This is a genomic window from Streptomyces endocoffeicus, from assembly GCF_016741935.1.
Classification (GTDB): Bacteria; Actinomycetota; Actinomycetes; order Streptomycetales; family Streptomycetaceae; genus Streptomyces; species Streptomyces endocoffeicus.
In genome coordinates this window covers 84,822-97,193 of record NZ_JAERRG010000012.1, presented here as the reverse complement: position 1 = coordinate 97,193, position 12,372 = coordinate 84,822, and the positions used below count along the sequence as shown (strand labels likewise).

Genomic DNA, 12,372 nt, shown 5'->3' with positions numbered 1-12,372 from the left:
CGAGGCTGACCGGCCCGGTGAGCCCACGGGACTTCCCCCGAGGCATCTGGGCCCGTTGCAGGCATCCGGCGACCCCTGGAGGCCGGGCGGGCCCGGCGGTACCGTCCGGGGATGAGCAGCAGTGCGGAAGCCCCCGCCTTCGACCCCTGGCGGCCGTCGTTCGTCGCGGACCCGTATCCGGCCTACGCCGAGCTGCGCGAGCGCGGCCGGGTGCACTGGTTCGAGCCCTCCCGCCAGTGGCTGATCCCGCGGCACGCGGATGTCGGCGCCCTGCTGCGGGACCGCAGGCTCGGCCGCACCTATCTCCACCGCTTCGGCCATGAGGAGTTCGGCCGCACCGCGCCGCCGCCCGAGCACGAGCCGTTTCACACCCTCAACGACCACGGCATGCTCGACCTGGAACCGCCGGACCACACCCGGCTGCGGCGGCTCGTCTCCAAGGCGTTCACCCCGCGGACGGTCGAGGCGCTGGTGCCGACGATCCAGCGGCTCGCGGAGGAACTCGTCGACTCCCTCGTCACCGCGGGCGGCGGCGATCTCATCGAAACGGTCGCCGAACCGCTGCCGGTCGCCGTGATCGCCGAGATGCTGGGCATTCCGCCCGCCGACCGCCCCGCCCTGCGGCCCTGGTCGGCGGACATCTGCGGGATGTACGAGCTGAGTCCGGGCGAGGACACGGCGCGCCGGGCCGTGCGCGCGTCCGTCGAATTCTCCGCGTATCTGCGCGAGTTGATCGAGGCGCGCCGCAGGGCCCCGGGGGACGATCTGATCAGCGGGCTCATCGCCGCGTACGACGAGGGCGACCGGCTCACCGAGCAGGAGATGATCTCCACCTGTGTGCTGCTGCTCAACGCGGGCCACGAGGCTACGGTCAACACCACCGGGAACGGCTGGTGGGCGCTCTTCCGCCACCCCGAGCAGCTCGCCCTGCTCCGTGCCGACCCCGACGCGCTGCTGCCCACCGCCGTGGACGAGCTGCTGCGCTACGACACCCCGCTGCAGCTCTTCGAGCGGTGGGTGCTGGAGGACATCGAGGTCGGCGGCACGGTCCTCCCGCGCGGCAGCGAGGTCGCGCTGCTCTTCGGCTCGGCCAACCGCGATCCGGCCCGCTTCGACCGCCCCGACACCCTCGATCTCTCCCGCACCGACAACCCCCACATCAGTTTCGGCGCCGGTATCCACTACTGCCTGGGCGCCCCGCTGGCCCGACTGGAGCTGATCGCCTCCTTCGGCGCACTGCTCCGCAAGGCGCCCGGACTGCGGCTGGTCAAGGAGCCGGAGCGGCGGGCGAACTTCGTCATCCGCGGTCTGCGGGAGCTGCGGGTCGAGCTCTGAGCGGAGCCGGCGAAGGCGGTCGGGACAGAAGAGCCCCCCGTTGTCCACAGCCTGTGGACAACGGGGGGCGGTTGCCGGGACGTGGTGGGCCGACGGGGGTCAGCCGCCGATGTCACGGCGGCGCATGCCCACCAGTCCTCCGGCGGCGAGAACGGCCGAGAGGAGCAGCAGCCACAGGAACGGCGCTGCCGTCACGTCGTCGCCCGGCAGCTTCGGCAGATGACTGAAGGGTGAGGTGTCCATGACGGAATCGGACAGCTCCAGCGCCGGGCCCATCCAGCCCAGCGCGACCACCCAGCCGACGAAGGCCCAGGCCGCGGCCGAGTACTTCGGCACCACGCCCACGAGGAAGAGCGTCACGCTGGTGAGCACCCAGAGCGCCGGGAGCTGGGCGAGGGTGGCACCGAGGCAGCGGGGGAGCTGATCGGTCAGATCGCCCGCCGCGATGCCGTAGCCCAGCCCCAGCGCCAGACCGCCGATGGCGAGGATGACGACCGGGCCGAGGTACGCGATGACCAGGTGGCTCCCGGCCCAGCGCAGCCGGCCGACGGCGTTGGCCAGCAGGGGCTCCGCGCGCTGGTCGGTCTCCTCGCTGCGCACCCGCAGCACGGAGGTGGTGGTGTAGACGGTGAGGATGGTGCCGAGGACGCCGACCATGGCGGCCAGGAACGCGTCGTTGAGCCCCTGGGCGCCGCCCATCCGCTGGATGATGTCGCGGGTCTTGTCGCTGTCGCCGAGGAAGTCGTTCGCACCGTCGGAGATGCCTCCGAAGATGGCGCCCGCGAAGACGATGCCCGCGGCCCAGCCGAACAGGGCACCGCGCTGCAGCCGCCAGCCCAGGCCGTAGACCCCGCTCAGCAGCGGGCCGGCGGCCGGGGGGCCGGGACGGCTGGCGTAGAAGCTGGCGCCCACGTCGCGACGCCCGGCGAGGGAGTACGCGAGGGCGATCGAGGCCGCGGCGAGCACCGCGATCAGCAGCAGCGGCCACCAGCGCTCGTCCGCGTACGGCCGGGCGTACTCGGCCCAGCCCAGCGGCGAGAGCCAGACCAGGACATGGCCGGAGCCCTTGCTGCCGTCCTCGGCGGCGTCACCCGCCATGCGCAGCACGAAGGCGACGCCGACCGCGGCGGAGCTCAGGCCCCGGGCCAGCCGTGCGTTCTCCGTGAGCTGGGCGGCGACGGCGGCCAGACCGCCGAAGGCCATACCGGACAGGCCGACGGCGAGGCCGAGGGCCAGCGCGCCGGTGCCGCCCTGGCCCGCGAGGCTGCCCGCGATGAGCAGGGTCACCGCGCCGTTGGCGATGGCCACGGCGAGCAGGGCCGAGGTGAGCCCCGCGCGGCGGCCGACCATGCCCGCGGAGAGCGCCTCCTGGCGGCCGGTCTCCTCCTCCTCACGGGTGTGCCGGATCACGATGAGCAGGCTCATGATCGCGGCGAAGACCGTAAGGAAGGCACCCACGCGCCAGACGGTGAGCGCGCCGAGCGTGTCGTCGAAGGCGGCGCCGAACAGGGCCCGGGTCGAGCCGTTCCCGTTCATGTCATCGACGAGATTGGCGCGGCGGGCGGGGGTGTCGTACGCGCTCTTCAGACGGCCGACGGTGCTGCTGGCCGTGAGCCCCAGGCACAGCACCCACACCGGCATCATGATCCGGTCGCGCCGCAGGGCGAGCCGCAGCAGCGTGCCCGTGCCCGCCAGATCGTGGGCCGATCCGCGGGTGTGGGGGGAGACCCGGGTGTCGGCTACGGCGGTCATCGGGCGATCGCCTCGGCTTCCGTGCCCGCGATGTCGTCCTGGTAGTGGCGCAGGAAGAGCTCTTCCAGGGTGGGCGGGGTGGAGATGAGGCTGCGCACCCCGACCTGGGTGAGCTGCCGCAGTACGGCGTCCATCTTGTCGGATTCGACCTGGAGCTTGACCTGGCTGCCCTGGATGTCCACGTTGTGCACACCGGGGAGGCCGGACAGGCCGTTGGGCTCGCCGGCGAGCTCGGCGGTCACCGACGTACGGGTCAGATGGCGCAGCTCGGTGAGGGTGCCGGACTCCACCCGCCGGCCCTTGCGGATGATGCTCACCCTCCGGCAGAGCGCCTCGACCTCGCTGAGGATGTGGCTGGAGAGCAGCACCGTACGACCGCGGTCGCGCTCCTCGGCGACGCACTCGCGGAAGACCTCCTCCATGAGCGGGTCGAGCCCGGAGGTCGGCTCGTCGAGGATCAGCAGCTCCACTTCGGATGCGAACGCGGCGACCAGGGCGACCTTCTGGCGATTGCCCTTGGAGTACGTACGGCCCTTCTTGGTGGGATCGAGCTCGAACCGCTCCAGGAGCTCGGCGCGGCGTGCGGTGTCCAGCCCGCCGCGCAGCCGTCCGTACAGGTCGATGACCTCTCCACCGCTCAGGTTGCGCCACAGGGTGACGTCCCCGGGGACGTACGCGATGTGGCGGTGGAGGTCGACCGCGTCGTGCCAGGGGTCCTTGCCGAGCATCTGCACCGCACCGGAGTCGGCACGCAGCAGACCGAGGAGGACCCGGATGGTCGTGGACTTCCCGGCGCCGTTGGGCCCGAGGAAGCCATGGACCTCACCTGCCTCGACTTCGAGGTCGAGGCCGTCCAATGCGTGGGTCCGGCCGAAGGACTTGTGGAGGCCGGACACGGAGATTGCCGTTTTCATGATTTCGAAGCTACGCTAGTTTCACAAATTTGTGAAGTTAAGGAACCATATAAACTTATGATGATGTGACGAAGAGAGGAGATGATGAAGCGGTGAGGGAGACGATCGAACCGGGGGGCGCGCCCGATGACACGCGCGGTGAAGCGGCGCGTGACGAGGCGGCGGTGTCCAGGTTCGTCGAGCGGTTCGCGGCCGATCTGGCCGAGGCCGGGATGCAGCGCATGGCGGCGCGGGTCTTCGCGGCGCTTCTCGTCTCCGACTCCGGGGCGCTCACCTCGGCGGAGCTCGCCGAGCGGCTGCGGATCAGCCCGGCCGCGGTCTCGGGCGCGATCCGCTATCTGTCGCAGGTGGACATGGTGGTGCGGGAGCGCGAGCCGGGCTCCCGCCGCGATCGCTACCGGCTCTACAACGAGGTCTGGTACGAGACGCTGACCCGCCGCGACCAGATTGTCGCCCGCTGGGAGAGCACCATGCGCGACGGCGCGAAGGTGCTCGGCCCCGGCACCCCGGCGGGGCTGCGGATCACCGAGACCGCCGACTTCTTCGAGTTCGTCCAGCGGGAGCTGCCCAAGATGCTCCAGCGCTGGCGCGCCCAGCAGGCCGAGCGCCGCGCCGCCGAGGCCCGCGAGACCGAAGCGGGCTGACGGCCGGCGGGCTGACGGCCGGCCCGGCCCGCCCGCGCCGCCCGGCCCCACCGGGCCCCGGGACGGCGCGAGTGGGGCTCAAGGGCGGTGGGGGAGCATCAGGCTCCAGGCCTCGGCCAGGACCGTCCAGGTGCGGCTGCGGACCGGGCCGCGGATCAGCGCGTCCGCGTGGTAGCGGAAGTCCGGGCCGGAGACGGTGACGGCGCGTGCCCGGGTGCGCAGCGGGCCGCCCGCCGCGTGGGGGTGGACCACGATCTCGGCCAGCCCGCCGCCCGGCGCGGCCGTCGAGACCGAGACCCGCTCCACCGGCCGGTCCAGATCGGTCAGCAGCACCCCGTCCGCCTCGATCCGCAGCCGCTGCGGCGGCGGATGCGCCGGGCGCCGGGCGCCGCCCGACAGGCCGATCACGGGGAGCGAGAGCAGCGTCAGCGCGGTGCGGGCGGTGCGGGCCGCCGGGCTCCACCACGGCCGCTGGCCGTCGCTCTGACCGTCGGGGCCCTCCCGGTCATGGCCGGGCGGGCCCGCGCCGTCCCGGCCGTCCTCGCCGTCCTCGGCCCGGCGGCGGTCGTGGACGCAAGGGTCGCAGCCGCAGTCCCGGCCCCTCGTCCCGTCGCCGTGCGGCCCCGGGCCGTGCCCGTCCGTCCCGTCCGTCCCGTCCGTTCCATCCATTCCGTCAAGCCCGGCCGCCGCGCCGCGACCGCCGCCCGGCATCCCGTCGTGCGCACCGTAAGGAGCGAGCCCGGAGGGGATCCGCAGACCGCCGAGGACCACTCCACCGCTCTCGTCCACCAGCAGGTCACGCGGGCGCGCGGTCCCGTCGAGGACCGTACGGGCCGCGGCGACCGCGTCCGTCGGCACCCCGAGCGAATGGGCCAGGGCGACCGTGGCGGAGCCGCCGACCGGGACCACCGACAGCGCGGCGTCCGCCAGCTCCCGCCGCCGGTGCAGCAGCTCCACCATCCGCAGCAGGGCGCGGTCGTCGCCCACCAGCACCGGCCGGCGGGCACCCCGGCGGGCCAGCGCCCGCTCGACCTCCTCCGGGCCGTCCGGCAGGCAGATTTTCGTCTGCGCGCCCGCACACAGCACATCCTTCGCGATCCGCACCGACTCCCCGTCCGTGCGGCGGGCGTTGGGGTCGATGACCATGAGCAGCGGGCGCCCCCGGGCGGTGTCCGGCGCAGGGGGCCGGGGATCTGGAGCCGACACCTCGGTCCTTCCTCAGGTAATCTCTCGGTGCAAGAGCCCCTGTCGCTGTTGCGCCAGGGGCTTCGTCTATCCGGGGCACCGGTTCGACGGCTCTTGTGGTGGCGCACGTCACCATGCACGTTGGACATGCCCCGCCCGGAAGGGGTGTACGCCTGTGCCCGCACTTGTGCTGCTCGGTGCTCAGTGGGGTGACGAGGGCAAGGGAAAGGCCACCGATCTGCTCGGTGGCTCCGTGGATTATGTAGTGCGCTACCAGGGCGGTAACAACGCGGGCCACACGGTGGTGGTCGGCGACCAGAAGTACGCGCTGCACCTCCTCCCGTCCGGAATCCTCTCGCCCGGGTGTACCCCGGTCATCGGCAACGGCGTCGTCGTGGATCCCGCGGTCCTGCTCTCCGAGCTGAGCGGTCTCGCCGACCGCGGCGTCGATACGTCCAAGCTGCTGATCAGCGGTAACGCTCATCTGATCACGCCGTATCACACGACCCTCGACAAGGTGTCGGAACGATTCCTCGGCAAGCGGAAGATCGGCACCACCGGCCGTGGCATCGGCCCGGCCTACGCGGACAAGATCAACCGGGTGGGCATCCGGGTCCAGGACCTCTTCGACGAGTCGATCCTGCGGCAGAAGGTCGAGGCGGCCCTGGACAACAAGAACCAGGTGCTGGCCAAGCTCTACAACCGCCGCGCCATCGCGGTCGACCAGGTCGTCGAGGAACTGCTGGGCTACGCGGACCCGCTGAGCGGCTATGTCGCCGACACCACCCTGCTGCTCAACAACGCCATCGACCAGGGCCGGGTCGTGCTCTTCGAGGGCGGGCAGGGCACCCTGCTCGACGTCGACCACGGCACGTACCCCTTCGTCACCTCCTCCAACCCGACCGCGGGCGGCGCCTGCACCGGCACCGGAGTGGGCCCGACGAAGATCAGCCGCGTGATCGGCATCCTGAAGGCGTACACCACCCGCGTCGGCGCGGGCCCGTTCCCCACCGAGCTCCTCGACGAGGACGGCGAGAAGCTGCGCACGATCGGCGGCGAGCGCGGTGTGACCACCGGGCGCGACCGGCGCTGCGGCTGGTTCGACGCGGTCATCGCGCGCTACGCGACCCGGGTCAACGGCCTGACCGACTTCTTCCTCACCAAGCTGGACGTGCTCACCGGCTGGGAGCGGATCCCGGTGTGCGTGGCGTACGAGATCGACGGCAAGCGCGTCGAGGAGCTGCCGTACAGCCAGACCGACTTCCACCACGCCAAGCCGATCTACGAGACGCTGCCGGGCTGGTCGGAGGACATCACCCAGGCCAAGAGCTTCGACGAGCTGCCGAAGAACGCGCAGAAGTACGTCCAGGCGCTGGAGGAGATGTCGGGCGCCCCGATCTCGGCCATCGGCGTCGGGCCGGGCCGTGACGAGACCATCCAGATCAACTCGTTCCTCTGATCCCTCGGCGGGAGCGCGGGCCACGGCGGAAGCGCGGCCCGCGCCTCGGCGTCACTACGCCGCGGGCGGGCCGAACACCCCGGCGGGCTGCTGCGCCTGGCCGACGGGCTGCGCGGCCCGCCGCTCCTGCATCTTGGTGATCCGCCGCACCACGCCGATGGCCAGCACCGCCGCCAGGAGGCCGATGGCGTCGTCGGCGATGTTGACGATGACGCCGAACCGCTCCGCCCTGCCGCTGTCGCTGACGATCTCGCTGGCCCCGTGCACCGGGAACATCAGGAACATGACCACGAAACCCGTCCACCACCAGTGCAGCACCGCGCGTCCGTGACGTCCGGGCGCCGGGGGAGTGCTGGCGGTCCAGATGTCGTTGGCGATCTGCTTGGGCAGCCACAGCTGGGCGACCGGGATGAACCAGGCGCCCACGGCATAGCCACTGCCGAACCGCGGCCGCCCGGGACTCAGCACCGTGGAGTTGATGTACGCGGTCCGGAACCAGACCAGCCACAGCACGGCGAGCACGCACACGGCGACACCGATGCCGCTGCCCAGCGAATCGATGTCACTGGCCTTGCCGGAGAGCATGTCGGGTTCGCCGCTGTACGTGTCGAGCAGCGAGATGTTCAGCGCCATGTCGAGCAGGGTCAGCACCATCCAGACGCCGAACATGCTCAGCAGCGCGGTGGCCAGACCCCGGATCGGCTTCAGCCTCGTACCGGAGACGGGGTAGCCGACCGGCGCCTGATAGCCGCCCTGCCAGGGCTGGGCGTTCATCGCGTACCCGTGCGCCTGGGGCGTCGCGTACGCGGACGGGGAGGCATACGGGCTGGGCGGTGTGTGCGGACCCGGCGGTGTGTGGGGACCGGGCGGTGTGTGCGGACCGGGGCCGGGCTGGGGGTGGCCGTACGCCGACGGGCTCTGCGGCGGCGTCAGGGAGTCCGGCTGCGCGTTCTCGGCCTCCACCTCCAGCAGTTGGAGCGCGTCCCGCCCCAGCCGGGCGAGCAGTCCGCCCGGCAGCCAGGGCTCGCCGTCATCGGCCACCGGCTGGGTGGCGGCCACCAACTCGTCCACCGAAGGCCGCTTGGCCGGGTCCTTCTCCAGGCACGCGGTGACCATCCCGAGCGCCCCCTCCGGGAGCCCCGCCAGATCGGGCTCCTCCTGGGCTATTCGGTACATCAGGGCGTGGATGCCGCTGTCCAGGTTGCCGAAGGGCTGACGTCCGGTGGCGGCGAAGGCGAGCACCGAGCCGAGGCAGAAGACATCGCTCGCGGCGGTGACCGGCTCCCCGCGCACCTGCTCGGGCGACATGAACCCGGGCGAGCCGACGACCGCGCCGGTCGTCGTCAGATTGCCGCCCGTGGTGCTGCCCACGGCGTCCAGGGCGCGCGCGATGCCGAAGTCGATGACGCGCGGACCGTCGATCGTGACAAGGATGTTGGACGGTTTCAGATCGCGGTGGATCAGCCCGGCGCCGTGGATGTCGCGCAGCGCGAGGGCCAGTCCGTGGGCCAGGATCCGCAGCGAGCGCTCGGGCAGCGCCCCGAAGTCCTCGGCCACGACGCTGTGCAGGGACGGACCGCCGATGTAGCCGGTGGCCACCCAGGGCACCTCGGCATCGGTGTCGGCGTCGAGCACCGGCGCGGTCCATTGGCCGCCGACCCGTGTCGCGGCCTCCACTTCCCGTTTGAAGCGGCTGCGGAAGTCCGCCTGGCGTGCGAGTTCGGCCTGTACGAGCTTCACCGCCACGGTGCGGCCGCGGGCGGAGCGGGCGAGATAGACCCGCCCCATTCCACCCTCGCCCAGCTTGCCGAGCAGTCGGTACTCGCCGATCCACCGCGGGTCCTGGGCCCCGAGGTTCTCCATCGCGGTGTGGCTCCTGTCCCTGTGCCGATAGTCCCTCTGCCGATCGGCCGATCAGTCGAGGCGGGTGAACGTCTGTGTCATCGTCTCATCGCTGTAATCGTCCGGGTCGTCATATTCGACACGCAGCTTGTCATGTCCGGAAGATGTGAACGTGAGTGACGTGCCGGGTCCGCAGAGATTCTTGGGAGTCCCCCCGGTGAACTTCGAAGGGCTGAGGACCAGTCCCTTCTCCACCGAGGCCAGGATCCGGTCACCCTCGCAGTGGTACTTCTTGCTGTCCGCGACCTCCTGGCCCACCACGGAGCCGATCGCGCCCTGCTTGATGGTGATCTTCAACGTGGCGTCGGGCTTCCCGAACGCGTCCTTGGCCAGCCAAGTGCCCACGTACCCGGAGGGGATGGGCTTGCCGCCGCTCTTGGAGGGGCGCAGCGTCGCCTCGGAGGAGCCGTCCGTGGTGCTCCAGGCGAGGGTGCCGTCGTTGCCCAGCCGCAGCGTCTGCTCGCCGACCGCGCTGCAACTGTCCTCGGGGATGCTGGTGGCGACCTCCTCGTCCTCGATGAGGAGCAGGCTGTCCACCGACTTGAGCTTGGCGGAGTCCTGGCAGAACGAGTCCGAGTCGGAGGTCAGGGTCTCGGCGACGACCGCGCCGACCGGCCCCTGCGAGAGCACGACCCGGCGGATCTTGCCGGTCGACTCGCCGCTCTCCTTGATCTCGCCCTCCCAGGCGCCCAGATACTCGGTGGGCACGTCGCCCGACGTCTCCAGCTCGGTCGCGGACGGATCGGGGCCGTCCGAACCCCCGGCGGAGCCCTTGGAGTTGCCGCCGCCCGATCCACCCGATCCGCCCGATCCGCCCGGGGTGGGCGCGGTGTGGGTCATCTTGTCGTAGTCGGTCTTGGCCCGGTCGCCCTTGTCGTCGTTCCCCTTGACGATGACGAGCGCGGTGACCCCGGCTATGAGGGCGGTGGCGACGGCGGCGGAGACGGCGATGAGCGTCTTACGGCGCCGTCGGTTCGGCTTCGGGGGCGTCTGCGACGAGCCGCCCCCGGGGCCGCTCGGCGCCCCTGGCCCACCCGGTCCGCCCGGTCCGCCGAACCCGGCGGAGGGCGACCCGGCGGCCGCCCCGAACGAGGTGACCGCGGGCGGCCCGAAGCCGTGCGCGGGCGTCGGCGGCTCACCCTCCGCGCCCGCTTGCGGTGCCTGCGCCTGCGGCGGCGTGGCGGGCGACGGGTAGCCGTACGCCCCGGGGGCGTAAGGCCCGGCGGAACCGGGCGAGTTGGGAGCGACAGCACCCGGGCCTGCCTGCGGCGGGGTGGCGCTTCCGGGCGCGCCGTGGCCGGGCGCGCCTGCGTGCGGTGTGCCCGCGTGCGGTGCGGCGGACGGTCCGCCGGGTGTTCCGGGTGCGGCGGTGTGTGGGGCGCCGTGGCCGGGTGTGGCGCTTCCGGGCGTCTGCGGCGGACCTGCCTGCGGTGCCGCGGGAGGTCCGCCGGGTGTTGCGTGCGGGGCGCCGTGGCCCGGTTCGGCCTGCCCCGCGCCTGCCTGAGGTGCGGCGGACGGTCCGCCGGGTGTGGCGCCACCGGGTGCGTTGGGCGAGGCGGCGGAGCCCCCCGCCGCCTCGGCCTGCGGGGCGCCGGACGGGTCGGCGGGCCGGCGGGGGTCGGCCGACGGTGTGCCGCCCGCCGGTGGCCCGGCGGCCTGGTCGGGTTCGCCCTGGTCCTCGCCCGCCCGCGGCGCGGCCGGGTGCTCGCCGGGCCGCGCCGGGCCGCCCTGCGCCGCGCCCGCCGACGGCGGAGTGGACGGAGCCGGGGGGAGGGGCGCCGCCGAGGGGCGGGGTGGGGTGGTCGGTGGCGGGGGTGTGGGGGGTTCCGCCGGGGCCAGGGGGTACGACGTGGCCGACGGCGGCGCGGCGGGCGGCGGCGGTACGGCGGGGCCCGTCGCCCCGGCCGCGGGCGGTACGGCGGGCCGCGCGGGCACCCCCGGCCCGGCGGGCGTCTCCACCTCCAGCAACTGCACCGCGTGCCGCCCGAGCTGGGCGACGAGCGTGCCCGGCAGCCAGGGTTCGCCGTCGTCGTCCGCCCCGGCCGTACGCTCCAGCAGCGCCTCCAGCGAGGGCCGGTCGTCCGGGGCCTTCTTCAGGCAGTCGGTGACGAGGTCCCGCAGCCCCTCCGGCAGCCCGCCCAGGTCCGGTTCCTCCTGGGCGATGCGGTACATCACCGCGTGCACCCCGCTGTCGGCCGTGCCGAAGGGCTGACGGCCGGTCGCCGCGTAGGCGAGCACCGAGCCGAGGCAGAAGACGTCGCTGGCCGGGGTGACCCGCTCGCCGCGCACCTGCTCGGGCGACATGAAGCCGGGCGAGCCGACGACGGCGCCGCTGCGCGTGAGGATGCCGTCGGTGACGGTCTCCAGCGCCCGTGCGATACCGAAGTCGATGACGCGCGGACCGTCGATGGTGACCAGGACGTTGGACGGTTTGAGGTCGCGGTGGACCAGACCGGCGTCGTGGATGTCGCGGAGCGCCTGCGTCAGGCCGTGCGCCAGGATGTGCACGGTCCGCTCGGGCAGCCGGCCCGACTCGGCGACGATCGCGTGCAGGGAGGGACCGGCGATGTAGCCGGTGGCGACCCATGGGGTGGCGGCCTCGGTGTCGGCGTCCAGCACCGGCGCGGTCCAGGCGCCCCCGACCCGCTGCGCGGCCCGCACCTCCTGTTTGAACCGCCGCCGGAATTCGGCCTGTTGGGCGAGCTCGGTCTGGACGAGCTTCACCGCCACCGTGCGCCCGCGTGCTGAATGAGCCAGGAACACCCGGCCCATGCCACCCGCGCCAAGGCGCCGGAGCAGCCGGTACTCACCGATCCAGCGAGGGTCCTCGGCCCCCAGGTCTTCCATGCGTCGATCGTCCCTTCCCCGTGAATCCCCCTGATCAGCCCCCCGGAGAGAATAAGGGCGGCTGAGAGCGAAGTGGACGACGCGGACGATCCGTTATCGGTTCCGTATCCGTCCTGTGTCACTCCCGAGCCGGAGAACGGAATTCCGGGGCTCCGGAGGGGACCGCCGGGAGCGAAATCCGGACAGCCCCACCCCGACCACCGGCGACGGCCACCTGCCCCGGCCACCGCCGACGGCCACAGGTCCCCCGCCGCCCGGCAGGATGTCGGCGTACGACCCGAAACCCGGACAGACTGTCGGTGCCGGGCGCGGGGCCGGGGTCCGTACGCTGGTG

Annotated in this window: 8 protein-coding genes; 3 read left to right on the top strand and 5 right to left on the bottom strand. The window is 72.7% G+C overall.

Annotated elements, in window-relative coordinates:
* Window positions 1-111: 111 nt before the first annotated feature.
* The gene (locus JK364_RS27740) at window positions 112-1,335 is read left to right on the top strand and encodes a cytochrome P450 (protein WP_201854052.1); all 1,224 of its coding nucleotides are present in this window, start codon (window positions 112-114) and stop codon (window positions 1,333-1,335) included.
* 99 nt (window positions 1,336-1,434) lie between these two features.
* Here the strand turns inward: JK364_RS27740 and JK364_RS27735 are convergent, their stop codons facing one another.
* The gene (locus JK364_RS27735; protein ID WP_201854051.1) at window positions 1,435-3,087 is read right to left on the bottom strand and encodes an ABC transporter permease; all 1,653 of its coding nucleotides are present in this window, start codon (window positions 3,085-3,087) and stop codon (window positions 1,435-1,437) included.
* Window positions 3,084-4,001, bottom strand: a complete 918-nt coding sequence (locus tag JK364_RS27730; RefSeq protein WP_201854050.1) for an ABC transporter ATP-binding protein — start codon at window positions 3,999-4,001, stop codon at window positions 3,084-3,086. The genes JK364_RS27735 and JK364_RS27730 overlap by 4 nt, the downstream gene beginning before the upstream one ends.
* A 92-nt stretch (window positions 4,002-4,093) precedes the next feature.
* On the opposite strand from JK364_RS27730, the gene JK364_RS27725 reads away from it, so the two are divergent.
* On the top strand, window positions 4,094-4,645 hold the full coding sequence (locus tag JK364_RS27725; protein WP_201854049.1) for a GbsR/MarR family transcriptional regulator: 552 nt from the start codon (window positions 4,094-4,096) through the stop codon (window positions 4,643-4,645).
* 78 nt (window positions 4,646-4,723) lie between these two features.
* On the opposite strand, the gene JK364_RS27720 is transcribed toward JK364_RS27725, so the two are convergent.
* Window positions 4,724-5,791: a hypothetical protein gene (locus JK364_RS27720; protein WP_201854212.1), complete on the bottom strand. Its 1,068-nt coding sequence runs from the start codon at window positions 5,789-5,791 to the stop codon at window positions 4,724-4,726.
* 214 nt (window positions 5,792-6,005) lie between these two features.
* On the opposite strand from JK364_RS27720, the gene JK364_RS27715 reads away from it, so the two are divergent.
* The gene (locus JK364_RS27715) at window positions 6,006-7,289 is read left to right on the top strand and encodes an adenylosuccinate synthase (RefSeq protein ID WP_201854048.1); all 1,284 of its coding nucleotides are present in this window, start codon (window positions 6,006-6,008) and stop codon (window positions 7,287-7,289) included.
* A 54-nt stretch (window positions 7,290-7,343) separates the two neighbouring features.
* Here JK364_RS27715 and JK364_RS27710 read toward each other — a convergent pair whose 3' ends face one another.
* Both JK364_RS27710 and JK364_RS58135 read right to left on the bottom strand, forming a co-directional pair.
* A complete protein-coding gene (locus tag JK364_RS27710) occupies window positions 7,344-9,152 on the bottom strand; it encodes a protein kinase domain-containing protein (protein ID WP_201854047.1) in 1,809 nt (602 codons plus the stop codon).
* 51 nt (window positions 9,153-9,203) lie between these two features.
* The gene (locus tag JK364_RS58135; protein ID WP_372461999.1) at window positions 9,204-12,038 is read right to left on the bottom strand and encodes a serine/threonine-protein kinase; all 2,835 of its coding nucleotides are present in this window, start codon (window positions 12,036-12,038) and stop codon (window positions 9,204-9,206) included.
* Window positions 12,039-12,372 lie beyond the last annotated feature (334 nt).